Consider the following 25625-nt stretch of genomic DNA (forward strand, 5'->3'; position numbering starts at 1 on the left):
TGGTATGAATAAACGTATTGCAAAAAATTTGCTTAAATCATGCATTCTCTTTGCTGTTTTATTTGCTTTGCAGGAGCAGGCTTTTTCACAGGAATATCGTAAAGGCGAATTGATTGTCGAATTGAAACCGGGCGTCGCGATTGAAACCATCAACAATCGCTGGGGCACGGCTTTAATCAAACGAATCTACGGCACCAATCTCTATCGTCTGCGCACGCCAAACGGCAAGAAAGAGCAGAAATGGCAAAGAAAACTCTCTAAAGATGCGAACTTGTTAAGCGTGTCTCTAAACCCCCTCGTCTTAAATCCGATTACCCCGTTTGCGCGCTCGCATCTGAATTTTCCCAACGGACATGCCACCTTGCCGATGAACCCGGCGGATTATTTATCACAAGAATTGCTCGCCAAACTTCAAGTCGAGCAATTACGTGTGCGTTCGATGGGCGAAGGCGTCGTCGTCGCGATTATTGATACGGGCATTGATTCGACGCATCCATCCATCGCGCCGCAACTGTGGGCGGATAAACGAAGCGGCGTTATCGAAATGGTCAATGGCATTGATGATGATAACGATGGGTTGATTGATGATGTAAGCGGTTGGGATTTCGTTGACAACGATGGCAGCCCTTCGGAAATTGCCCCGACCGATACCCAGACCAGTTTGTCGGGTCACGGAACTTTTATTGCCGGTTTGATTAGTTTGATTGCGCCGAAAGCGACTATCTTGCCGGTTCGCGCCTTTGATGCCGATGGTCTCGGCGATGCCTTTACGGCTGCCGAAGCGATTAAATATGCCGCAGACCACGGCGCAAAAGTGATTAATCTGAGTTTCGGTTCGGTTGAAAATTCCGATGTTTTACATAACGCCATTATCTATGCCAGACAACGCGGCGCGATGCTCATCGCTGCTGTCGGCAATGAAAATGATGACACCGACGCGCGACCCCGTTATCCAGCCGCCTGGATTAATGAAACTATGGCGGTTGCCGCCGTCGATTTAAGCGACCACAAAGCGACCTTTTCAAATTTCGGCATCAATGTATCGGTTGCCGCCCCCGGCGTTGAACTCATCAGCACTTTTCCGCGCAGCGGCAGCGGCGATTTTGCAAAATGGAGCGGCACCTCATTCGCCGCGCCGATTACCGCTGCTCAGGCGGCTTTAATTCTTTCGCGCAATCCGGCTGCCGACGCGCAAACCATCATTGAATCGACCGCCGACAATATCAATGCGTTGAATCAAGCGGTTTCCGGTAAACTCGGCAAAGGTCGCGTGAACCCCTTGCAGGCATTGACCAGCCTTGATGCGCCGCTTACTGCCAACAAAGAGATTATCTTGCAGGCGACAGGAGTTGAGCCAAATGCCGGTGGTCATGCAGAAATCGAAAGCAAACCGACTGAAGAAAAATTTGAAATCAATGCGTTGGGACTCACACCGCGCAGTGGCTATAAAATTTTCGTCAACGGCGCAATGATTCTCGATAGTTCGCACGCAAGAGCCGCCACGGATGTTTTTGGCGGTTTGAAAGTTGAATTTTCATCTGCGCCCGGAAGCAACAATGTGTTATTGCCGGCGGCGCTCAATCCCGTGAGTAACATTCGACAGGTTGAAGTGCGCGATGCTTTCGATAGAGTTGTGTTGCATGGCGATTTTGTCGCAGCCGTTGGCGGCGGCACAGGTGGCGCGCAGACTTTCCGCAAAGAGATTCCGCTTGCGGCAACTGCCGAACTTCCGCAGGCAAAAGGCAGCGCCGAAGTTGAAATCGAATCCGAACGTCAGGAATTGGAAGTAGAAGGCGAACATCTGATTTCGGGCGCAACCTACCAAATTATCGTTGACAATATTTTGCTTGGCACCTTCACAGCCCAGTTCGGTTACTTGAAAGTCGAATTGACCAGCGACGGTTCAAAGGATGGATTGATTCCTGCGGCATTGTTGCCGGTGACTAATATTCAACAGGTGACCATACTCAATCAATCCGGTCAAGTGGTTTTGCAAGGCGCTTTTCAGTCCGGCGATATTGGCGGTGGCGATGATTCCGGCGGCGGTGATGATGGCGGTGGTGACGATGGCGGCGGCGGCGGTGGCGGCGGTGATGATGGCGTTTGTATTGAATATGAATTCCGAGGCATCATTCAAAGCCTTCCGTCGGGCGGTTTAATCGGTGATTGGCAAATTGACGGAAAGACGGTTCACGTCACCTCCGCCACGCGCATCGAGCAGGATGACGTGCCGGTTGCCGTTGGCGTCAAAGTAGAGGTCAAATCCTGTAGACAATCGGATGGCTCAGTGACTGCAAAAGAGATTAAAACCCGCGATGATTAATGCGCGCTGATGAATGTTTGAACTAAAAGTCAGTTGCGAAAGATCGTCAGCGTGTTCCGAATGATCAAGCCCTGATGAGCATGGTCAAATCTCATTAGGGCTTTATTTTGTCAAATCCACGAAATCGGTTCTCGCTAATTTTTTTTGCCTCGTGTATTTTTTATTCATGGTGAAAAACCTGATTTCAATCATGCTGGTGATGATTGCTCTTGGTGTTTTCACTGTGGTTTGCTGGCAACTGGCTATTCCTGCCAAACCTGACGAAGACCTTTTAATTCCTAACGAAATCGCCAATGACTTCACTCCGGCGGTTAATCAAAACCGTCAGCCTGCAAGAATCCTGCTCGATAAAGCTCAATTAATCGCGTCGGCAAAAGCGGGCGGCGATTACCTTGTGCGCCTGCAAAAAGCCGATGGCAGCTTTCATTATTATTACGACGCGGCACGCGATAAATTTGAAACCCGCACCTATAACATCGTGCGTCACGCGGGCACTGCTTATTCATTATTTGAACTCTACGCCGCAACCAAAGAGGCGCGTTATCTCGAAGCCGCAAATCGCGCCTGTCGGTTTTTGAAAACCCGCTTTCGCCCGGCGCAAAAAAAGAATGCCATTTATGTTCTGGATTTCGACAATAAAGCCAAACTCGGTGCCAACGCTCTGGCGCTGCTGGCGCTTGCCGAACAGATGGAGGTTGATGCGAAATCCGCAAATCGTGAGGATGCCAGAAAACTTGCGAACATGATTTTGACGTTGCAAAACCCCGACGGCTCGTTTGAAAGCTATCACTCCATCAAAGGCGATGAACCCGATGGCAACGTGTCGCTTTACTATCCCGGCGAAGCGCTTCTCGCATTGATTCGTTTTTATAAATTCGATGACGATAAAAAGTGGCTGGAGGCGGCGCGGCGCGGCGCAGACTATCTGCAACAGGCGCAAAGCAAAACCAAACCCCTGCCGCCCGATGCCTGGTTTATTCAGGCGCTCGAAGCGTTAAATAAACTCTTGTTCAATCAAAAATATTTCGACCACGCGCTGGCAATTGCCGATAGTCTGATTGCCACGCAATACAGCGAAGAAGATTCCGTGTACTATGCGGGCGCGTTTAGTCCCGGCATTCCGCGAGTGACGCCGACCGCGTCGCGCGCCGAAGGCTTGCTTGCCGCCTATCGCATGGCGGAACTGGTGAAAGATTGGCGGACGACAACAATTGCGCTCTCGCTTAGAGCCTGTGCGCGGTTTCAAATCTCGCAACAATTCACTGCCGATACAGATGCGCATCTGCCGAATCCGCAACGCGCGCTTGGTGGCTTTCGCGAAAGCATAGACGATTTCCATGTGCGCATTGATTATGTGCAACACAACATCTCGGCGCTTCTCGGCATCGCCGAAACCCTCTATTAATTGCGGATTGCGAAATGCGAATTGCGGATTGAGTTACCAGGGCACGGCGTTTCGCAAGGCAAGGTTATAGCCATAGCCTTTTGAGAACCGGAACTCTCGACAAGTTAAGTGGCTAAATTAGACCGCAAGAGACTGGTACACTGTTCACATGACGTTACCTATCAATCTAACGCAAATTTTTTGGCGGTTTTGCAGAGTTCACAATTGACCTTTGTACCAATCTCATAAACTTCGATTTAGAACAAGGTTGAGCGTTAGCCTTTTGAGAAGACGTATTCAGGAGCAATGAAAGGAATCAACCCAATATAACGATGAGCGATAATCAATCCGCAATCCGCATTTCGCATTCCGCAATCGAAGCGTCCGCAATTTTTATAGACCGTGATGGGACGATTAATGAAGATATTGGTTATGTTTCGCGTCCCGATGAATTGCATATCTATTCGTTTGCCGCCGAAGCCATTAAACAATTGAATGAAGCCGGATTTAAAATCATTGTGGTTACCAATCAATCGGGCATCGCGCGGGGTTTTTACGACGAAACCATGCTTGCGGCGATTCATCAAAAATTGATTCGCGAACTCGCGCGCGATGGCGCAACCATTGATGCGGTTTACTATTGCCCGCATCATCCGCGCTTCGGCAACGCGCAATATCGCAAAGTTTGTGACTGTCGTAAACCGCAAACTGCGATGCTCGAACGCGCTGTCACAGAATATCAAATTAGTCTTGCTGCATCTTATGTCATTGGCGATAAAGCGAGCGACATCAACCTGGCGACCAACGCAGGCGCAAAAGGTGTGCTGGTGACGACCGGGTACGGCGCGGAAACTTACGCGAATATCGAACGCTTCCCCTGTTATCCAACCATCGTTGCAAAAAATTTACTCGAAGCCGCCAATCTCATCTTGACAAAATAGCCAGTAGTCCGTAGTCAGTAGTCGGTGGTCTATAGAATTTGCCCCCAACATATTCGTCGGTCATTTGCAGCATTTTGACTATGGGCTACGGACAACTGACTACGGACTGATTTATGCTCACACTGCTGAATATTTCCAACATCGCTTTGATTGATGATTTGCAAGTCGAGTTCGAGCGCGGCTTGAATTTGCTGACCGGCGAAACCGGCTCCGGGAAATCCATTATCGTTGATGCGCTCGGCACCTTGATTGGCGGGCGCTTTTCCGCAGAGATGATTAAAGCCGGGGCGCAGCGCGCTTCTATCGAGGGGCAATTTCTGGTCGAACGCAATGATGGATTGGAAGCCTTGCTTGATTCGTCAGGCATTGAACTCAATGTCAATGGCGCGAATGACATCATTATTCGCCGCGAGATGACCGCATCGGGGCGCAATAAAATTTTCGTCAATAATCAACTGGCGACACTGACACTCTTGAAAGATTTGCGCGCGTTTCTGGTTGATATTCACGGGCAGGGCGAACAGCAAACCCTTTTCAGCCCCGACACGCACCTCGATTTACTCGACGCTTTCGCCAACACCTTCGGTCAACGACAAGAGGTTGCCAACAAATATAAACAGTTTGCTGCGTTGAAGCGCGAAATCGATGAACTCAGACAGGATGAAGCAAAGAAATATCAACTCATCGACATTCTGCGTTTTCAAATTGAAGAACTGCAACGCGCCCAACTTGAAATTGGCGAAGATGAGCGCCTCGAAGAAGAACGCAAACGATTGAACAATGTTGAAAAACTGACGACCCTTTCAAGCGAAGCTTACGGCGCGATTTACGAAGACAGCGAATCGGCGCTGGGGCGAATGAAACAGGCAACGCGCCGCGTTGAAGAACTCGCCGAATATGATTCGAGTTTTCGCGCTTACCTTGAAGGCTTGCAAAATGCCCGCGCGGTCTTGGAAGACCTGGCGTTTTCATTGCGCGATTTTGCCGATGGGCTGGAATTTTCTCCCGAACGCTTGAGCGAAGTCGAAAATCGTCTGGCGGAAATTTCCAGGCTGAAACGCAAATACGGCGGCACGCTTGAAAGCGCGCTCGCGCATCTCGAAGACGCGCAGGAACGTTTGAACAACATCGAACATGCAGACCAGCGCGAACAGGAATTACAAACTGAACTTGCAAAAGTGCGCCGCCAGTATTTAAAAGCCGCCCGTGATTTGCACGGCAAACGTCAACGCGCCGCCGAAGGGTTTGAAAAGAGCGTCGTCGCGGGACTTGCGGAAGTGGCAATGGAAAACTCGCGATTTGAAGTGCGCATTGTTGTGCCTTCGGATGAGGAATTGAACGATGCGGACGCCGCGCGCGCGTTTACCGCGACCGGCATTGATCGCGTCGAATTCTATTTTTCCGCAAACGTTGGTGAAGATGTGCGCCCGCTTGCCAAAGTTGCATCGGGCGGCGAAGCCTCGCGTTTGATGTTGGTGTTGAAGACCATTGCAACGGCGTCGGAATTTCCGCGCACCATTGTTTTCGATGAAATCGACACCGGCATCGGTGGGCGGGTTTCGGAAGCTGTCGGTGTCAAACTCAAAAAACTATCGGCATCCAATCAAGTCTTATGCGTCACCCATCAACCGCAAATTGCCCGTTTTGCTGATGCACATCTGCTCGTTCAAAAAGAGGCTATCGCCGGACGCACGGTGGTGAACCTCACGAAACTTGACCACAGAGGTCGCGTCGAAGAGTTGGCGCGCATGCTCACAGGCGCAGAGATTACCGACACGGCGCGTCGCCACGCCAGAGAGATGCTCAAGGCATAACTGGTTTTTCGCGACAAAATAACTAACTCTTGCAAGCGATTTTGCCTGTGGTAGACTGGCTTTGCCTGAGCGAACCTTTCGTCCCCCGAAAAGGTAAGAATTCTAAAAATTTATTTCGATTTCTCTGGAGAATGACATGTCAGAAGAAACCAATGTTGCAGTATTGGAAGACGTTGAAGCGGACGAAGCCAAAGAGAGCAAAGCGGAAACGGTGAACGAAAAACCGCAGGATGCGCAGCCGTTTGTCGAACGTCGTCAAAGTTTTGAAGAACGCCGCAAACTCGATATGGGACCGCCACCCGGTTTCACCGAACGTCGGGTTATCAATCAACGCTTGTTCGACCGCCGCAATCAAGGAACCGTGACCGGTGAACTCCTGGTCGAAGTCGGACGGTTTGCCGCAGAAAATATGGCTTTTCGGCAGAAGATGAATAAAGCCGCCGCGCGTCGCGCCAGAAAACATCTCTCGATGATTATGAAACTCGCGAAACAACGTCGCGCCGAAATCTCTGCGGAAATGAAAAGTCTCGGGGGAACATCTGAACCCGATGATGATACGGATGATTGAAAAGCTGGTTTTTTAAAGCCGCTCGCCATAGCGTGTGAGCGGCTTTCCCCATCCTGAACTCGATGAAAATTTTGTTTGATAGTCTGGCGGCTGCCTTAGTCGTTGGCTGAAAGTCTATCCTCTAAGCGTTTTCTCAATTCGTGATACTCTTCCACTAAGCGATTCAACGTCACAATAAACGGAATCTGTAAGGCGGCGGCATCGTCGGCGCGACGTTCGAGGTCGCGGGCTTCTTCAGAAGCCGGGTCAACTTTTTCCAGTTGTTCCATGACTTCATGGACATTTTCACCGCGTGGATGATGGTGGTAACAATAGCTGATGAGCGATAGCGTCATGCCATCGATAACTTTTTGCGCCTGCTCTTTATCATCTAAAGGAAGTCGCCGCATTAAAAACGATTCATCCGGCGCTTCCGTGGATTTTGCGAATTCAATAATTCTTTGTTGTAATTCTACGATTCCATCGCTCATATGAATTATGATAATTTACGTTCGCATCCAAGTTGTCAACAGGTAAACCGGTTTCCGTATTGTAATTTTCGGAGAAAATAAGTTTTCGTTACAACCCTGATAAGCCATTAAGGTTTTGCTGAACCTGCACAGCAAAATTCACATCAATCAATCGATTGTTGAAAATCGCAAGCCTAAGTCTGCCTATGAACGAATCCACTTACGCGCCGCATCGCCAACCTTTTCTCTATTTGTTAGCTGCGCTCGTTAGTGGCATTCTTGCGGATAAATTTTTAGAACCGCCGGTTTGGAGTTTATGGGTATTACTTATTCCATCTTTTTTCGGCGCAGTTTTTTTCATCTACCGAAAAGCCCATCGTGTGACAACTCTTGGTTTGTTGCTCGGTTTCGTGATGGTTGCGGCTTTGCTCGCCCATCAGGAACACATAAGCGTTAATGACACGCGATTGCAAAAGTTATTTGAACAACAAATCATCACGGCAAGCGAACCTGTGGAACTGACAGGCGTGTTAATGCAACCGCCCGAACCTGCGCCAGAGGCTGTTTATCTGGATGTCGAAGCCGAAAGTTTACGCATCTATCAGGAATCGCTTGCGGCATCGGGGCGCGTCAAACTTTTTCTTGCGACCGAAGACGCGCAGACCGCTCGCGAATTTCAAGAGCTGAAGCTTGATTATGGTTCGCGCATTCGTGTGCTGGTGCGCCTCGAACGCGCCCGCAATTATAAAAACCCCGGCTCGGTAAATTTCAACGAATTTCTCGAACGACAGGGTTACGATTTGAAAGGCACCATCAAAAGCCCTTTGCTGATTGAAGTCTCAGGTCGTGCTTCGAGGAACCGCTGGCTTGCCGCGCTCTTCCATTTTCGTTTGCGAGCGATGCAGGCGATAGATGCGCGGTTTGAACAACCCGTGGCGGGAACGCTTAAAGCTATGCTGCTGGGCAGCCGTTATTTTTTAGATGCCGAGACCAGTGAACGATTGCGCGAGAGTTCAACCTTTCACACCCTGGTGATTTCCGGCATGCACATCGCCATCATCGCCTGGCTGTTATTGAATCTCCCTTTCATTAAAATTTTTCGCAATCGCGAAGCGAAAGGCTTTTTTTCTATAACCGCAATTCCGCGAAATCGCGAGCAGACTCGCCGCCCGCATCTGTTGCGTGTCAGTTTCGCATTTATGGTTTTGTGGGCTTACACCTTAATGGTCGGGCTTGCGCCGCCGGTGACGCGGGCGACAGTGATGATCAGCGTCGGATTGCTTGCGCCGCTCTTGTTTCGGCAAGCCGCATCGCTCAACACCGTTTCACTGGCGGCGTTTTTGATGCTTGCCTTGAAACCGGCTCTGGTAGCCGATCCTGGTTTTCAACTGAGTTTTATTGCTGTCGCCGCCATCGTCACATTGGCGATTCCGCTGGTCAATAAATTGAAAAGTATTGGTGAGTGGCGACCATCACCGATTCACCCTCACCCACCTGCTTGCAGCGAGTGGTTACGCGCCATTTGCGAAATACTGTTTTGGGATGAGCGGGCTTTTCTACGCGAAATGGCACACTCGCCAATTACCTTTCATCTCGATAAGTCGCCCGCTGCCATTCGCTTGAATCGTTGGCGCGTGCAATGGTTCATCAGATGGATATTCACGCTGTTGATTACTTCAACCGCAATTCAACTGATGACCTTGCCGCTGATGGCTTTTTATTTCAATCGGGTTGCGCCGGTAGGCGTGATGCTGAATATTTTTTCAGGTGTGCTGACCGCTGTCATGATGTTTGCAGCAATTCTGGTGATTGTACTCGGTACAATCAAAGCGGGTTTCGCTGTGCCGTTCATCTTCACCGTTCAATTGGCGCACGATTTACTGGTTCATTCCATCAAGCCTTTTCTCAATATCCCGGCAATGACTTTCCGGGTTGCGCATTACGAAGGCTGGCAATCCATCGTTTACGCCGTTTATTTTCTTCCGCTCGGTTGGCTGGCGCTGATGATTGACCGATGGCAACCAGTGAAATCAGTAGGCAGTAAGCAGCAGGCAGTAGGCAGTAACGAATCAGCCTCACACGCTACGGTTTATGATGCTCAAGCAAAAGGGCAGATGCGATTGCTGGCAAGAGTAAAACCGCTTATTGCCTACTGCCTGCTGCCTACTCTTTTTTGCATGATTTTCGTCATCATTCATCCGCCAAGTAAATTGCCGAAGAACCAACTCACTATCTATTTTCTCGATGTCGGGCAAGGCGATGCGGCGCTTGTGGTGTTTCCGCAAGGCACCACCATGTTGATTGATGGGGGTGGTGAACTCACTTACCGCAAAAAGCAACCCGCAGAGTCGAAGAAGTTTAATGATGAAGCGATGCCTTTAACTGCGCTCGATCAGGACGCCGAAGAGCAGGAAACGAATTACCGGGAACCGGGTTTTGCAGTTGGCGAATCGGTGGTGGCGCGATTTTTGTGGTCACTTGGACTAACGGACATCGATTATGTGCTGGCAACCCACGCCGACGCCGACCATATCGGTGGGCTTTCCGAGGTGATGAAAAACCTGCAGGCACGCGAAGCGATTGTCGGTCGCGTGGTTTCCAGTAATCCCGAATTCGATAAGTTTGTAAAAGTGGCGAATGCCTGCCAGACGCCTTTAGCGATTCTCACAAGCGGTGAGATTTTTGAAATCGACGGCGTCAAAATCGAAGTCCTGCATCCGCAAACGGCAACTCAAGCGCAAGAGAAAGCCAATAATACTTCAATTGTGTTGCGATTGATTTATGGTTCAACAGCGATTTTAATGACCGGCGATATTGAAAAAAATGCTGAAGCCGCTTTGCTGAACTCAGGGGTTAATTTACGCGCCGAGGTTTTGAAAGTTCCTCATCATGGCTCGAAGACCTCATCTACCGACGCCTTCATTGATGCTGTCAAACCGCAACTGGCTATCCTATCGGTTGGTGAACGCAGCCGCTTCGGTCATCCGCATAAAGTGGTTATTGAACGCTTTCTCAAACGCGACGTTAAATTATTGCAGACTGGTCGCAGCGGAATGGTAACTTTGCAAAGCGATGGCGCTACGGTGCAGGTGACCACTTATGCGCCGTGACAGATTCCAGGCAATCCGATGAACTTTGAACTTTGCCAATTCGCCAAACGTTTCACGCTATGCTAAATTTGCGCTCTCGGTTATTATGAGTCTTTAGCAGCTAACTTCAAAAAGCCTTGATTGGCGCAGAGCAACGGGGCTTACGTTTAGGAGGGGAGATGTGGGAGAGAATTAAAAGGCTGTTTCGTTCAGTCTTTGGCGGCATCATTGAATCGGCAGAAGACCCTGAATTGATTTTGAAGCAGACGATTCGTGATATGCAGGACAAAGTTCCGCAGATGCGCGAAAACGTCGCGCAGGTGATGGCGACCGAAAAGCAGCTTGAAAAGCAGGCGGTGGTTCTGGAACGCGAAATCGGCGAATTGGATTTAAAGGTCAAAGCTGCAATCAAACAGGGACGCGATGACATTGCCCGCACTTACATCACCGCTTTGCAGGAAAAGCAGGTGGCGCTCGACCGTTCACGAGGGCAACTTGAGTCGGCGCGCGTGGCTTCTTTACAGGCGAGAAAATTTTTAGACAACTACATTCTGCAAGTCAAAAAACGCGCCGCCGAAGCCCAACAACTGGTCAACGAAGCGCGCGCCGCGAAGATGCAGGAGCAACTCTCGCAAGCGATGGCGTCATTTCAAGTTGGCGATGATTCCAGCACCTTCGATGAGATGCGCGAAAAAATCCAACGCCGTTCGGCTTCTGCCGAAGCGCGTATGGATTTAGCGACCGGGGGCATCGAATCGCAGATTGCCGACATCGAACGCGAATCGTTGAATTTGCAGGTTGAAGATCTGCTCTCGGCTTACAAACAGCAGATGGGCGTAGGCAATGTTTCGCAACCTTCAATTGGCAGTGAAAGCGAAAAGACGCTCGGTCCGTCCGATAGAGCCAAAGCTTTGGAATAGAAACGCTGAACGATGAAGGCTGAACGATGCATTGAAAATTACCGCTTATTCATCCTTCACCGTTTAAAGAATGGTTATGCCTGAGAAACCGAATTATGTAAAAGAGGCTGCAAAAGAGCCGTATAACATCTGGGGATTGGTGCTGTTTATTGCCGCAGCCGTGTATGCGGCGACCGGTGGCGCGGGCGCGCTCTTGCAACATTTCGCCTGGATATTTTTAGCAGCGGGCGCGGGTGCCGAAGCGCTTTACCTGATGACCCTGCCTTCAACGGCGGCTTATCGTCGATTGATTGACTATCGCGCCAGGCAAAAACAGCTTGAAGACCGCAAGCACAAACGTGAAGCCTTAATTCGCACCTTTGACCCGCGTGAACGCAACGCTGTGGATTATTTGAGCTGGATGCGTAAACAGATTTACGAGAACTATCAAAAATTTACACGCGGCTCAATCCTGCCTGATCGTGTGCAAACGCTCGATATTTTCTGGGAATCTTATGTTGACATGCTGGACACCTACAGGCGTTTGAAAAATCATCTGCGGTCAACGAACCTGACGCAGATTCGCAATCAAATACAGCAAACCGAACGTTCGATTGCCACCGCGCCGGATGATACGACGCGGCGCTTGTTTGAGCAGAATCTCGAATTTCTGCAAAGACGTATGAGCAATTTCACCAACGTGGAAACCTCTATCAAGCGCGTCGAAGCGCAATTGCAATCCATTGAAAGTTTTTTCCAACTGGTGAATGACGAAGTCATGACCATGCAATCGCCCGAACAGATTGCTTCACTGGATTTCGATTCGCTGTTGTCTTCGATTGAACTCACGAAAGAGATACTTGAACAAACAGCCCCTGTGCTCACACAACTTGATGCAGCAGAGCGTTCTGCATCGGCAACTCCGACCAGGCCGCCTTTGGCGCAAAGACAATAGTCAGGATACAGGATTCAGGATTTAGGAAGTTATGAAGGCGGAAGGGGAAACGATGATCAACTGCAAAACGCTATTTGCTCATCCTTCATCACCCCTACTGCAAACTTTCTTCACCCTAAATCCCGAATCCTGTATCCTGAATCCTGAATCCTATGTCACGATCAAGATTACTTTTAGACGAACTCGAACAGTTGCCCGCCTGGGCGCAACTGATGGCAAAAAAATATTATGCGGGTGAAGCCAGTCACTTCTTGGTGCACGGCAATATTTATGATCTGGTGAAATCGGGCACAGACTACATCAGCTTGCTCAATTACCTGCAACTGGAACTCGTCGGCTCAAAAAATCTGGTCACCTATAACCGCAGCGAAGGCATTAAATTTGGCTCACACGAAGCCGAACGCGCCTTTACTATGCAATTGCGCGTCGCTGACCCGGCGGGCAGTCGCGATTTACTCAGACAACTCCCGAAAGACCCGGCGCGGTCGATTCCCCTGCTTGAACATTTTCTGCTTTACGGCGAACAGGTCGCGGTCATCATTAATTTTCTCGATACGATTATCCCGGCGGGCGATGTGAGTTATATGTCAGGCGACGACCGCACCAACCTGGTGTCATTGCAACGATGGATTACCAGTTCACGCCTCCTCAGAAAAGACAATATTGTCATCTTGATTGCCGAAAGCGTTTCGGAAATTCACCCACGCATCCGTCAAAGTTCGCGCCTTGCCGCCATTGAAATTCCTTATCCGAATGACAGCGAACGCTTGGAATATATTCGTTATCAAAAAGAGCAACTTCCGAATCTGAAATTGGATAACGTCACCGATGAACAATTGTCTTTGATGACATCGGGCTTGAATCGCGTGCATCTCAGTTCAATGTTGCGCAGCGCCGCCAGCGAGGAAGACGGGCTGACGCTGGATAAAATCCGGCGCAAAAAGAAAGAACTCATCGAAGCTGAAACCGTCGGGCTGGTTGAATTCGTTCACCCGCGCCACGGACTCGACGCGGTTGGCGGCATGACCAAAGCCAAAGAGTACATGAAATCGATTGCCAAAACCATGCTCGAAGGCAGCGTCGAAGAAGTCCCGATGGGCATATTGATTTCCGGTCCCGTTGGCACCGGCAAAACGTTTCTTGCCGAATGTTTTGCTCACGATTGCGGATTGAATGTTGTGGCGTTTAAAAATTTCCGCGAACGCTGGGTGGGGTCGAGCGAAGCCAATCTCGAAAAGATTTTGAATCTTTTGCAAACCCTTGCGCCGATTGTCGTGCTGGTTGATGAAGCGGACGCCACCCTTGGCTCACGCGATTCGGGCGGCGATTCGGGCGTTGATGCGCGCATCTTTTCCAAGCTTGCGGCGTCGATGGGCAACACCCAAAATCGCGGACGCATTTTATGGATACTGATGACTTCTCGCCCGGATTTATTGCCGATTGATTTGAAACGACAGGGACGCGCCGAAGAACACATTTCCCTCTTTTATCCCGAAACCGAACAGGAGCGTCAGGAAGTAATTGACGCGATGATTCGCAAAAACCGCATCGTTCACGAAGTCACCGATTGGCATCCGATTACCAAAAACAAATTGACGCTCTCAGGCGCGGATATTGAATCCATGCTCATTCGTTCGCGCCGCGTCGCCAAAATGAACGGGCATGAAAAAGTCACGCAAGCAGACGTCGAACAGGTCGCCGCAGAATTCACTCCGGCGCGTGACGAAATGGCTGTCGAGTATCAAATGCTGGTGGCGGCGCGCGAAGCGACCTCGAAAGAGATGATTCCCGAAAAATATCGCAATCTCTCACCCGCTGAACTCAGTCAACGCATCGAACAAATGCGTATGTATATCAGGTGATTGGCAAACTATTAAATGTGGCTTCGTTGAGGTAGCGGTCTTTGACCGCGCGTTCTTAAAATATTTTTGTTGAACAAGCGGTCGCTGACAGCGCATTTCTATGACAAAATATTCTCCTGTATCGTTGGACAAAAGGTGGTTTTATGTCGGCTCATGCGCAAAGAGAAAAATTAAAGACAAGAACTTCAAGCAAACCGACTGCGCCTAAAGCAGTCGTTCCTGAACAATCGATGGTTCGCCGCTGGCGGTTCAGCGTAGCGGATTTCAACGCGATGATTGAGGCGGGGGTACTCAAAGAAGATGACCGCGTAGAGCTAATTGAAGGAGAAATTGTCGAAATGAGTCCAATAGGAACCGCTCATAGCTCTTGTGTAAAGCGCTTGAACGCTTTGCTAGCACAACGGATTGCTCAACACGCCATCCTCAGTGTGCAAGACCCTGTGCAGGCGAGCGGATTTTCGCAACCGCAACCCGACATCGCCTTGTTGAAGTATCGCGCCGATTTTTATGCCGCCAGACATCCGCTGCCCAAAGATATTTTGCTGGTTATTGAAGTCGCCGACTCTACGGTGGTTTATGACCGGGAAGTGAAAATGCCTTTATATGCGCGCGCGAAAATAGCGCAAGCGGTGTTGATTGATTTGTCATCTCAAGTTATCGAAGTTTATTCAAGACCGGTTAAAGGAAAATACACGCGCGTACAAACTTTAAAACGGGGCGATGCATTGACAATTCATAAACTCCCCGATGTCGAATTGAAAGTTGGTGAAATTTTAGGTTAAAAGTTTCTTCAATAGATCTTCCTGATTTTTAATTTATGTCTGCAATTCAACTAACCCTTTCACTGCTCCCGGAAACGCTGGCAGTTTGCCGATTAAGCCAGGAAGAAAATATTCCTGGCTGGGCAACGAAAGGCGAATTTTATTCTGTGACGCGAACCGCTGATGAACTTTCAATCGTTTGTGACGCGGCGAATATTCCACCTGAAGTTCAAAGAGAAGAGAACTGGCGGTGCTTGAAAATTGCAGGCACCCTTGATTTTTCAATGATTGGGATTCTTTCGTCACTGACAACTTCGCTCGCTGAAGCCGAAATCAGCATCTTTGCCATTTCAACATTTGATACGGATTATTTGTTAGTGAAATCCGATAAGCTCAAAAAAGCCATTGCCGTTTTGTCTTCGACTGGACATCGGGTTAATATCTGACTTGTCTGATTACCTCACCTGAAAATGTTTTTGGAACACCGCTTGCCCACATATTTCATCGGCATTTGGATGAATAAAAAATGCCGGTAGGAATTTGAAAGCAAACACATTGATTTGAAAACATACGGATTTTGTATGCCAGGCTGACAAGTTTAAACAGCTTGTGAAAATTCGTAGGCTGATCAACCGGTTAAGGTTGAAACCAGATTGTGGAGGTTAAAATGTCCGTCTCATTTAAAAAGAAAAATTCATTGGCAATATTTTTAATATTGGTATTTATGTTGCTCACGGCGATACCTGAAGTTTTTGCGCATCGTCGCCCATACAGACATCGCCATAGCAAAACCAAACATATTGCGGTTGGTACGGCAGTCGGCGCTGTCGGGGGCGCGTTAATCGGTGGCAGAAAAGGCGCATTGATTGGCGCAGGCGCGGGAGCCGGCACAGGTTATCTGGTCTATCGGCATAAGAAAAATAAACATAAAAAAGTTTATCGCCGCTATCGGTAAATAATCGGCAAAACATTTCAGCGAAAGTGCGGCTCGAAATTAAATTCTTCGAGCCGCACTTTTCTGTGCGACTGCTTAATGGCAACGAATAAATAAGAAAAACAAGGCAATCAACTTTCTTTGTCGGTTAAGTCTCTGGCTTGGCGTTGAAAATCATAGAGCCTGGTTAACGCCTCAACCGGGCTTATCTCATTTACATCCAAATTCGTCAGCGAATCAAAAAAGGCTTTAAGCGGGGGTGTCATCCCCTCACCTTTTTTCTTGGTCGTCGGTTTTTTGCCTTCAAAGTTACTGAGTAATTCATTGGCGCGACGCAGTAAGGGTTTGGGTAAGCCTGCGAGTTGCGCGACATAAATTCCGAAACTTTTTTCGGCGCGACCTTCGGCTACGCGATGCAGGTAAGTGATTTTACCGTTGTGTTCATCAACCGCCAGGTGAAAATTGCGAACCCGAGGCAAATAATCTGCACAATCCGTGAGTTCGTGATAATGGGTGGCAAACAAGGTTTTGGCGGCGACGCGCGGTTGATTGTGCAGATATTCAACGACGGCGCGGGCGATGGATATGCCATCGGCGGTTGAGGTGCCGCGCCCGATTTCATCAAGTAAAATCAGGCTGCGCGGAGTTGCATGATTGAGAATGTGGGCGGTTTCAATCATTTCAATCATAAAACTGGAATGTCCGCGCAACGTAAAATCATTCAACCCGATGCGCGTAAAAATTCTATCGGTGATTGCCAGTCTGGCTTTTTGTGCCGGAACGAACGAACCGATTTGCGCAAGCAGGCAAATCAAGGCGACCTGTCTGAGATACACCGATTTGCCAGCCATATTCGGCGCGGTGAGCAATATAATCTGGGTTTCGTGATTTGATAAATGCGTATCGTTAGGGGTGAATTTGCGCCCGTCAAGCATGGCTTCAATCATCGGATGGCGACCGTTGAGGATATGAAGTTCATCGTCTTCATGGAGTTCCGGTCGCGTATAACCAAACTGCCCGGCGCACTCCGCCAATGCTGCATAGAGGTCAATTAATGAAAGCCCGGCGGCGACGCGATTGATGCGTTTGTAATGCCTGCCGATTTCATCGCACACTTGTCGATAGAGGTTAGTTTCAAGTTCCAGTATGCGTTCCCGCGCATTGGCAATCAGCGATTCGTGCTCTTTGAGTTCCATAGTAAAAAACCGCTCGGCATTGGTGAGCGTCTGTTTACGAATGAAATCATTAGGCACGAATTTCAGGTTGGCTTTGGTGATTTCGATGTAGTAACCGAAGACTTTGTTATAGCCGACCTTGAGCGAGCGAATGCCTGTGCGTTTGCGTTCGCGTTCTTCGAGGTCGGCTAAAAATTTTCTGCCGCCGGTCAGCGTCTCTCTGAGCAAATCGAGTTCCTGCGAAAAGCCATGTCGAATAATGCCGCCGCGTTCGAGGTCGCGCGGCGGTTTGTCGCTGATGGCGCGGGCGATAAAGTCAATGAGGTCTTTACACGGTTCAAGCGGCGCGATGAATTCCGCCGGCGCTTTCTGTTTTTCAAGCAGTGCGCGAAGCCCGGTGACGGTCGAAAGCGATTGCCCTAACGCCAGCACTTCAGCGGGTACGGCGAGACGGCGGCGTATGCGATTCAAGGCGCGTTCGATATCAAGAACCTCTTCAAGCAATGCGCGAACCTGCTGACGCGCGGCTTGGCGTTTGACGAACCACTCAATGGCATCCTGTCGCGCGCGGATTTCCGAAAGCTCAAGCAGGGGATGGCGCAGCCAGCGCCGCAGCATTCGCCCGCCCATTTGCGTCTGGGTCAAATCAATCGTCGCAACCAGTGAACCGGTCGGCGTGCCGCCGGTGAAATCCCAACCCTGAAAAATTTCCAGATTGCGAACAGTCTGCGGGTCAAGTTGCATGAAATGATCAGCTTTATAAGTTTGCAGACTGGTGATATTGCAGAGGGCATCGGGTTGGGTGTCGCCGAGATAAGCGAGGATTGCGCCTGCGGCTTGCGTTGCGAGTCGTTTATTTTCCGCGCCGTAAGCTTCAAGTGACAGGACTTCAAAATGTTTCAGCAGGGCGCGTCGCGCAGCAGCATAGGTGACGCGCTCATCGTTGATTCGGGTGATGGCGCGAACCTCGATTTGCGGAACTTCCAGAGTGAGCGGCACAACCAATTCCGCCGGAGCGATGCGTTCAAGTTCAGCGATGGCTTGATGGCGTTCAAGCTGGGTGGCGCGAAATTCACCTGTGGAAATATCGATGTAGGCGATGCCCGCTGTGCGTTCGATAAATACGAAACTGGCGAGGTAATTATTGGCGCGACCTTCGAGCAATCCGGGTTCGACAACCGTGCCCGGTGTGATGATGCGTGTGACTTCGCGTTCGACAAGCCCTTTGCCGGGGGGCGTGATTTGGTCACAGACTGCGACTTTGAAGCCGCGATGAATGAGTTTGGCGAGATGACTTTCGAGCGAACGCACGGGCACGCCGGCAAGCGGGCGAACATTGTTTTTGCCGAAATACTTGCGCGTCAACGCGACGCCGAGTTCGCGCGCGATGATATGGGCGTCTTCATCAAAGGTTTCATAGAAATCACCAATCTGAAACAGCAGAAGCATTCCCGGAAAACGCTGCTTGATCTCTTTGTATTGTGTCCACAAGGGCGTTGACATAAATGTTCTCAGGTTGAACGAGGATGGCGAAACCTCAACCATGCGCTCAAGCTTTATTCAATCAAATTGTATGAATATTGCAAAATGACCGGACAAGTGCAACTGCTTCATTACCGATATGGGGAGCTGAGCTTGATTAACCGCCAACAAAAAAGCCGGTTTTTTTCGGCATAATGATTGCCCTGCATATAAATTGAAAAAATCTGATTTAGCTTAGACCCTGAAAAAAACTATTGCGTTGAAAAAATTATCGAATAAATTAGGCGCAGTTCCCCAAATTGTGGATAGCTCCGATCTTAATTTATTTGACTGCCCCTTCTGCTGTGTGTAGACCTTCGGGTTAATGGAAGCCTGACAACCATCCCTGGTTAGGAGTTCCCAAAAAAGTTTTAAGGTAAAAAAATATGGAAACCTCCCTCCCTTCGACGAAAGTAAATATTCGCGCGGCTAAATTTAAATTTCGCGTCTTTTTTATAATTTTATTATTGGCATTGTTTCTGAGCGGTGCCTTTAAATGGACTCTTCGCAAACCGGTTTACGCCGCGGGCAATATCAGCGGTACGGTTTATAGAGATTTCAATGCCAACGGCACACGCGACACCAGCGGAACCGCGCCTAATTTGGCAATTGATAGCGGCGTTCAAGGGGTTGTCGTAACCGCCTATGATTCATCGGGCACACAGCGCGGCACCACCACCACCGGCGCAACCGGCGCATACACCTTGGCAGCTTCAGGGACGGGTCCTTATCGCATAGAATTTACCTCATTGCCTGCGGGATATTTTCCCGCACCGAGCGGAACCAACAACAGCTCGACCGTGCGTTTCGTTCCCGACGGCAACTCATCGAATATTGATTTGGGAATTCTCAAACCTTCCGACTATTCGCAAAACAATCCGTTTTTAGTCACCCCTTGTTACATCAATGGCAACAATACCGGTGCCGATGATGTTTTGGTGGCTTACAAATATGATCGCACGGGTGCTGTGCAACACATCTCGTTATCGAATCAAATCGGCAGCACCTGGGGATTAGCCTGGCGCGCGCGGACGCGGACGATGTTTGCCGCAGCGGTGTTGAAACGCCAAACCGGATTCGGTCCCGGTAAAGATGGCACACGTGGCAATGCCGACGACATCAGCTCAATTTACGTCATTGATTACAGCAACCCCGGCGGCAATGGCACCGGCACGGTTGTGAGTGCGCAAACCATCAACGTTAATTCTTTCAGCGGCGTCAATGTCGGAGCCAATCCTCGCGTCGGCACCACACCGGCAAATGATTTGGCCGGTAACAGCACACCTTCACACGATTACAACGTCGTTGGCAATGTTGGCAAACTCGGCATCGGCGGCATCGCGCTTTCCGAAGACGGCAATACGCTTTATGTAGTGAGCCTCAATAGCGCGCAGCGACAATTGATTTCCCTCAATGTCAGCAATTTGAACAGTGTCACGTTAAACAGCGTCACCAACATTCCCAATCCCGGTTGTCCGGGCACGGATTCATGGTCACCCTGGGCAGTGCGAGTCAAAGATGGTGAAGTGTATGTGGGCACGGTTTGTACAGCGGATGTTTCACAAAACGCGCAAAACCTGCGCGCCTATGTGCAAAGGCTTTCGGGCAGTTCTTTCGTGAATGTGGATTTGGATTCAACCGTGGCGGCAGATTACCTGCAACTTTATTATGACCGCACCTGTAAATACTACAACACCGGCAGCGCGCGGTGTGATCGCGCTGAATGGACGCCTTGGGATGATAATTTCACGTTTGTGACCATTGGTACTCAACGACAGGTAACCGGTGTGCAGCCGATTTTGTCTGACATTGAATTCGATGCCGATGGCGCGATGGTGCTGGGGTTGATGGATCGTCGCGGTCATATGCATGGCACCGCCAATTATTCTCCGACGGCGGGAGATACATTGCTTTATGAAGAAATCTCGGCGGGAACGATTTACAAACTCTGTAATGTGAGCGGCGCTTATGTGCCGGAAGGCAAGAGCGGATGTTCGCAATCCATCACCCCACCTTTTGATGGGGCGACTGATCCGGCACCGGGCGCAGCCGGAATTACCAACACGTTCTACAATAATTATTCAGCGTCAAGTGGCTCGGATGGTCATGGCGAAATATTTTTTGGGGGCTTGGCGAATATTCCCGGAGCCAGAGAAATTGTTGCGACGGTGATGAATCCGGGACCGAACTACTATTCGGGTGGCTGGCGTTGGTTTAACGCGACAACCGGTGCAAGCGTAGCCAATTTTACGCTTTATACAGGCAGTGGTGGTACGACGCCGGTTTTAGGCAAAGCCAATGGTTTAGGCGATACGGTATTGCTGACCGACCCTGCGCCTCTGCAAATCGGCAATCGCGTCTGGCATGATGCGGATGGCGATGGGGTGCAGGGCGCGGGCGAAAATTCGATTCAAAATGTTGTGGTTGATCTGTGGGCAGATACCAATGGCGATGGCACGGTCGATACGCGAGTTGGCTCGGCAACCACGGATGCAAACGGCAACTACTATTTCGGCGGCTCAAGCAACGCCAACATGCTTTCATCCTGCACGGGAACTCCAGTTAGCCAACGGATAATTGCCAGTTCTGATGACGCAGAAGAAGCGGGCGGAACCGTCAGCATCACCAGTACAACGCTCGAATTAGGCTACAATACTACACCTGCGCAAAATACCATTGGATTGCGCTTCACCAATTTAGCCATTCCCGATGGCGCAAGAATTACCAATGCCACGGTGCAATTTACTGCCAATGGCACTGACTCCTCCGCAGTAACTGTCAACATTCAAGGTGAGGCGACAGCCAATTCCACAACCTTTACAACTGCAACCAATGATATAACCGCCCGTCTGCGAACCGGCAGTGCAGTCAGTTGGTCACCCGGAGCTTGGACAAGCGGAACAAGTTATACCTCGCCCAATATTGCCTCAGTCATTCAGGAAATTGTCAATACAGGAGGTTGGGCAAGCGGTAACAGCCTCAATTTAATCATTAGCAATAACGGCACAGCGTCGCCAAATCGCCGACGGTCAGCTTCTTTTAACACCACCGGGACGAATAATGAGCCGTTACTCAGTGTGACTTACGATTGTCCATACTCAGTCACGTCGAACACTGCTTATGAAGTTCGCATTGCCACGGGGCAAGCGGCATTGACGGCTACGCCTGCATTAACGACATCGAATGGTGATGGCAATAGCAATGGCGATAGTCGCGATTCCGACCCGGTGGTTTCAGGCAGTAATGCCGTGGTTGCCTTCACGACCGGAATTAACGGCGCAAACGACCATACTTTTGATTTCGGCTTCTTGCCTGCGGCATCGGCGGTCTATTCCATCGGTAATCGCGTTTTCTTTGACACCAACAACAACGGCATCATGGATGGCGGCGAAGTTGGCATAGATGGGGTCACTGTGCAATTGCTCGATGGCAGTAATAATGTCTTGAATTCGCAAACCACCACGACTGCGGGCGGCAATGCGGGCTATTACCGCTTTGACAGCCTCGCTGCCGGAACCTACAAGATTCGCATCGCGGCGGCGAATTTCACCGGCACAGGCGCACTGGTCGGCTATCAAAACAGCGCCAATGCGACCAGCGGAACCGACCAGCGCGATAACGGCACAGACCCTGTGGCAAATAATCCTTCAACAGCCGGGGTGGTGAGCGCCAACATCGTTCTCGGCAACGGCCCATTGCCGCTCAGCGAACCCGATTTCACGGCAAGCGGCGCTGGCGCACACGCGCCGACGCTTGGCGATGTACGCGATGACCTCACGGTTGATTTCGGTTTCTACAAACTTTGTCTGGGCAATCTGGTCTGGGTGGATACCACGGTGGATGGCACCTACAACAGCGGCGGCGAATTGGGACTGGCGGCGGCAACCGTAAAACTTTATCAAGCCGATGGCACAACAGAAGTTCCCGTTGGTCCTGACGGCATACTCGGTACGGCTGACGATACCACGGGCGCAACCAATCAACTGACAACCGCTGCCAGCGGAACCTATTCTTTCTGCGGATTGGTTCCCGGAAGTTACGTGATTAAAGTTACGCCTCCATTGCCCTATCGCAGCACCAATGATGCGACCAATAGCAGCACGCCTGACGGCAACACCGATAATGATGATAACGGCATCGGTATCGCGAGCGGGCAAGCGAGTTCGGCAACCAATGCCACCGCCATCGCGCTCACCGCAGGCGCGGAACCAACCGTGACCAATGCAACCGGCACCACGACCAACAACACAATGGATTTCGGTTTCGCGTTGCAAGCGCCGACGCTGGTGAAATTCATGAATTGTGAAGTGAAGGTTTATGATTCGGGAACCTCTGTTGAATGGCAGACCGGTTATGAAATCGATAATCTCGGATTCAATCTTCACAAAGAAGAACAAGGACAAAGGGTACAACTCAACGACCAGCTTATCGCAGGAACGGCTCTGGTAGCCGGTTCCGGGGTGGCGATGAGTTCCGGCGCAACTTATGCTTGGTGGGATAAAGCGAACAACGGCGAACAGGCGAGTTTCTGGGTTGAAGCGATTGATTTGAATGGTACGAGTGAATGGTTCGGGCCTTTCTATCCGAAAGCGGTTGAAGGCGCACTCGCGATGCGTACGCAGTCGCTGACAGTCAATCGGCTTGGTAATGTAGATTCAACGGATCATCCGCTTGAAACTACTGCCACTGCAACCGGCTTATCCATTAAACAGACCAAACAAGTCGCTGTCGCACAGGCAGCACTCGCAAGCAGTCAAGCCGGACTGAAACTCTTTATCAAAGAAGAGGGTTGGTATCGCATCACGCAAGCCGATATTGCTGCTGCGGGTGTGAATCTCGGTTCTGATACGCAACTCCTGCAACTCTATGTTGACGGTCAGGAACAACCCATCAAGGTTATCAGTGACAAAGATGGACTGGCGGTGGAATTTTATGGCGTTGCTGCCAATTCGCCTTACAGCACGACCAGAACCTACTATCTGGTGTCGGGCGCGCGACCGGGATTGAGAATTCAATCCGCTAAAGGCGAGGGCAAGGCAACACAGCTTCCGAGCTTCCCTTACACCATCGAACGCAAAGACCGATTTGTTTATTTCTCGGCGTTGAAAAATGGCGACCAGGAGAACTTCTTCGGTTCGGTCGTTACCACTGCATCAACCAATCAAACGCTTACGGTGCGCAACCTGGTTGCGGCAAGCGAAGCCGGCGAATTATGTGTGGCTTTGCAAGGGGTCACGAATGTGCAGCACGTTGTGAACGTTCAAATCAATGGCGTTACATTGGGCGCAGTTTTGTTCAACAGCGACGGAAAGGGCGTGAGCAAATTTACCGTTCCGCCATCAGTGTTAAGAGAAGGACAAAACGTCGTCAATCTTGCTTCACAGGGCGGCAGTGGTGATATGAGTCTGGTCGATGCCATACAACTCACCTACCCGCACGCTTATGCGGTTGATAATGATGCGTTGAAAATTACTGCAAAAGGCGGCGAGCAAACTACCCTCGCAGGTTTTTCAAATACCAGCGTGCAGGTTTTTGATGTGACCAACGGGCAAGCGCCTATTGAAGTCAGCGCCACCGTGCAGGTGAGCAAATCCGGCGCGATTACCGCGAGTTTCACGCCTCCGGGTACAGGCAAACGAAGTTTGCTGGTGATCACGGCTGAGAAGAAGAAAATCGCAACCTATAAAGCCGATGAGCCGTCAAATCTGCGCAGTCTTACCAATCAAGCCGATTTCATCATCATCGCTCGCAAAGAGATGATGCAGACGCTTGAAGCATTAAAGAATCTGCGACAAGGACAAGGCTTGACCACTATGATTGTCAATGTCGAAGACATCTACGATGAATTCAGTCTGGGGCAGAAAACGCCTTATGCGGTAAAAGAGTTTCTGGCATTGTCCAAATCATGGCAAAAAGCGCCGCGCTATGTGATGTTTGCCGGTGATACGTCCTATGACCCGAAAAATTATTTGGGTTATGGTGATTTGGATGTGGTGCCGACGAAGTTGGTCGATACCTTGAATCTGGAAACTGCTTCGGATGATTGGCTGGCGGATTTCAACAATGATGGCATTGCCGATTTAAGTATCGGGCGATTACCGGCGCGAACGGCTGGTGAAGCGCAATTGATGGTAGCCAAGATTGTCGCTTATGAAAGCGCCGCGCCTTCGCAGGATGTGTTATTGGTTGCCGATAGCAACGACGGTTTTGATTTTGAAGCGGCAAGCGACGAACTCAAAAATATCGTTGGGCGGCAAGCCAATGTCACACAGTTGAAACGCGGGCAGGTGGATGCGCAAACGGCAAAAAAAATCCTTCTGGATAATTTAAATAAAGGACCGAAAGTTGTGGCATATGATGGACACGGAGCGACGAGTTTCTGGCGGGGGAATCTTTTAACTTATGATGATGCCGACGCCTTAACCAATCGCAACAATCTTTCGGTGTATATGATGATGACCTGTTTGAATGGTTACTATTCCATTCCCTATCTCGAAAGTCTTGCCGAAGGGTTGATGAAGACCGAAGGCGGAGCGGTCGCGGTCTGGGCGTCATCTGCGATTACCGAACCCGGTCAACAAACTCAGATGAATCGCAACGTCTTCACACAGCTTTTCAGTTCGGATTTGAAGACCGGGAATGCTGTGCGGGTTGGCGATGCGGTTAAAAATGCTAAAGCGACGATTACCGATAAGGATATTCGTTATTCGTGGGTATTTTTTGGTGACCCGACGATGAAGTTGAAATAGCTCATCGTTGATTTGCTGTGACTGAAACGGGCTGACGAGCGTTTGAGCCGTATGTGCTTGAACGCTTTGCCAGCCCAGGGCTGTAACAAAGTCGGTTGACAATTAAAAAAAGGACCTCCCTCGGTTACTCTGTTAGTTGCAAAACCACACAGAACCGGAGGAAGGTCTCGATGCATCATAACACTTTTGCCAATTCGCTTG

At 50.0% G+C, this 25625-nt stretch carries 15 protein-coding genes; 13 read left to right on the forward strand and 2 right to left on the reverse strand.

Features of this window, described 5'->3' with window-relative positions; all coding sequences use genetic code 11:
- Positions 1-4: 4 nt before the first annotated feature.
- The 5 genes from AB1757_03820 (at position 5) to AB1757_03840 (ending at position 7030) form a co-directional block, all read left to right on the forward strand.
- Positions 5-2323, forward strand: a complete 2319-nt coding sequence (locus tag AB1757_03820) for a S8 family serine peptidase (protein ID MEW6126168.1) — start codon at positions 5-7, stop codon at positions 2321-2323.
- A gap of 166 nt (positions 2324-2489) precedes the next feature.
- Positions 2490-3728 carry a hypothetical protein gene (locus AB1757_03825; protein MEW6126169.1) on the forward strand — a complete coding sequence of 413 codons (1239 nt, stop codon included), beginning with the start codon at positions 2490-2492 and terminating at the stop codon, positions 3726-3728.
- Between the two features lie 311 nt (positions 3729-4039).
- A complete protein-coding gene (gene gmhB, locus AB1757_03830) occupies positions 4040-4648 on the forward strand; it encodes a D-glycero-beta-D-manno-heptose 1,7-bisphosphate 7-phosphatase (protein ID MEW6126170.1) in 609 nt (202 codons plus the stop codon).
- A gap of 113 nt (positions 4649-4761) precedes the next feature.
- Entirely contained in the window at positions 4762-6462 is a 1701-nt protein-coding gene (gene recN / locus AB1757_03835) for a DNA repair protein RecN (GenBank protein ID MEW6126171.1), read from the forward strand.
- 136 nt (positions 6463-6598) lie between these two features.
- The gene (locus tag AB1757_03840) at positions 6599-7030 is read left to right on the forward strand and encodes a hypothetical protein (protein MEW6126172.1); all 432 of its coding nucleotides are present in this window, start codon (positions 6599-6601) and stop codon (positions 7028-7030) included.
- Positions 7031-7125: 95 nt separating this feature from the next.
- Here AB1757_03840 and AB1757_03845 read toward each other — a convergent pair whose 3' ends face one another.
- On the reverse strand, positions 7126-7500 hold the full coding sequence (locus AB1757_03845; GenBank protein ID MEW6126173.1) for a hypothetical protein: 375 nt from the start codon (positions 7498-7500) through the stop codon (positions 7126-7128).
- A 185-nt stretch (positions 7501-7685) separates the two neighbouring features.
- On the opposite strand from AB1757_03845, the gene AB1757_03850 reads away from it, so the two are divergent.
- The 7 genes from AB1757_03850 (at position 7686) to AB1757_03880 (ending at position 16000) form a co-directional block, all read left to right on the forward strand.
- Entirely contained in the window at positions 7686-10589 is a 2904-nt protein-coding gene (locus AB1757_03850) for a ComEC/Rec2 family competence protein (protein ID MEW6126174.1), read from the forward strand.
- Between the two features lie 158 nt (positions 10590-10747).
- Positions 10748-11488 carry a PspA/IM30 family protein gene (locus AB1757_03855; protein MEW6126175.1) on the forward strand — a complete coding sequence of 247 codons (741 nt, stop codon included), beginning with the start codon at positions 10748-10750 and terminating at the stop codon, positions 11486-11488.
- 76 nt (positions 11489-11564) lie between these two features.
- On the forward strand, positions 11565-12422 hold the full coding sequence (locus tag AB1757_03860) for a hypothetical protein (protein ID MEW6126176.1): 858 nt from the start codon (positions 11565-11567) through the stop codon (positions 12420-12422).
- Positions 12423-12574: 152 nt separating this feature from the next.
- Positions 12575-14284, forward strand: a complete 1710-nt coding sequence (locus tag AB1757_03865) for an ATP-binding protein (GenBank protein MEW6126177.1) — start codon at positions 12575-12577, stop codon at positions 14282-14284.
- A gap of 143 nt (positions 14285-14427) precedes the next feature.
- Positions 14428-15066, forward strand: a complete 639-nt coding sequence (locus AB1757_03870) for a Uma2 family endonuclease (GenBank protein ID MEW6126178.1) — start codon at positions 14428-14430, stop codon at positions 15064-15066.
- Positions 15067-15101: 35 nt separating this feature from the next.
- Positions 15102-15491 (forward strand): ACT domain-containing protein, encoded by a 390-nt coding sequence (locus AB1757_03875; protein MEW6126179.1) that lies wholly within the window; start codon positions 15102-15104, stop codon positions 15489-15491.
- Between the two features lie 221 nt (positions 15492-15712).
- A complete protein-coding gene (locus AB1757_03880; protein ID MEW6126180.1) occupies positions 15713-16000 on the forward strand; it encodes a YMGG-like glycine zipper-containing protein in 288 nt (95 codons plus the stop codon).
- A 110-nt stretch (positions 16001-16110) separates the two neighbouring features.
- On the opposite strand, the gene mutS is transcribed toward AB1757_03880, so the two are convergent.
- Positions 16111-18657 (reverse strand): DNA mismatch repair protein MutS, encoded by a 2547-nt coding sequence (mutS, locus tag AB1757_03885; GenBank protein MEW6126181.1) that lies wholly within the window; start codon positions 18655-18657, stop codon positions 16111-16113.
- Between the two features lie 404 nt (positions 18658-19061).
- Between mutS and AB1757_03890 the strand changes: the two genes are divergently transcribed.
- Entirely contained in the window at positions 19062-25424 is a 6363-nt protein-coding gene (locus tag AB1757_03890; protein MEW6126182.1) for a C25 family cysteine peptidase, read from the forward strand.
- The last annotated feature ends 201 nt before the right edge of the window (positions 25425-25625 follow it).

The organism is Acidobacteriota bacterium (assembly GCA_040754075.1).
Lineage (GTDB): Bacteria > Acidobacteriota > Blastocatellia > UBA7656 > UBA7656 > JBFMDH01.

Bases quoted from the DNA above. Each gene is read 5' to 3' on its own strand.
- AB1757_03820 (MEW6126168.1), top strand. From the start codon at position 5: ATGAATAAACGTATTGCAAAAAATTTGCTTAAATCATGCATTCTCTTT.
- AB1757_03825 (MEW6126169.1), top strand. From the start codon at position 2,490: ATGGTGAAAAACCTGATTTCAATCATGCTGGTGATGATTGCTCTTGGT.
- gmhB (MEW6126170.1), top strand. From the start codon at position 4,040: ATGAGCGATAATCAATCCGCAATCCGCATTTCGCATTCCGCAATCGAA.
- recN (MEW6126171.1), top strand. From the start codon at position 4,762: ATGCTCACACTGCTGAATATTTCCAACATCGCTTTGATTGATGATTTG.
- AB1757_03840 (MEW6126172.1), top strand. From the start codon at position 6,599: ATGTCAGAAGAAACCAATGTTGCAGTATTGGAAGACGTTGAAGCGGAC.
- AB1757_03845 (MEW6126173.1), bottom strand. From the start codon at position 7,500: ATGAGCGATGGAATCGTAGAATTACAACAAAGAATTATTGAATTCGCA.
- AB1757_03850 (MEW6126174.1), top strand. From the start codon at position 7,686: ATGAACGAATCCACTTACGCGCCGCATCGCCAACCTTTTCTCTATTTG.
- AB1757_03855 (MEW6126175.1), top strand. From the start codon at position 10,748: ATGTGGGAGAGAATTAAAAGGCTGTTTCGTTCAGTCTTTGGCGGCATC.
- AB1757_03860 (MEW6126176.1), top strand. From the start codon at position 11,565: ATGCCTGAGAAACCGAATTATGTAAAAGAGGCTGCAAAAGAGCCGTAT.
- AB1757_03865 (MEW6126177.1), top strand. From the start codon at position 12,575: ATGTCACGATCAAGATTACTTTTAGACGAACTCGAACAGTTGCCCGCC.
- AB1757_03870 (MEW6126178.1), top strand. From the start codon at position 14,428: ATGTCGGCTCATGCGCAAAGAGAAAAATTAAAGACAAGAACTTCAAGC.
- AB1757_03875 (MEW6126179.1), top strand. From the start codon at position 15,102: ATGTCTGCAATTCAACTAACCCTTTCACTGCTCCCGGAAACGCTGGCA.
- AB1757_03880 (MEW6126180.1), top strand. From the start codon at position 15,713: ATGTCCGTCTCATTTAAAAAGAAAAATTCATTGGCAATATTTTTAATA.
- mutS (MEW6126181.1), bottom strand. From the start codon at position 18,657: ATGTCAACGCCCTTGTGGACACAATACAAAGAGATCAAGCAGCGTTTT.
- AB1757_03890 (MEW6126182.1), top strand. From the start codon at position 19,062: ATGGAAACCTCCCTCCCTTCGACGAAAGTAAATATTCGCGCGGCTAAA.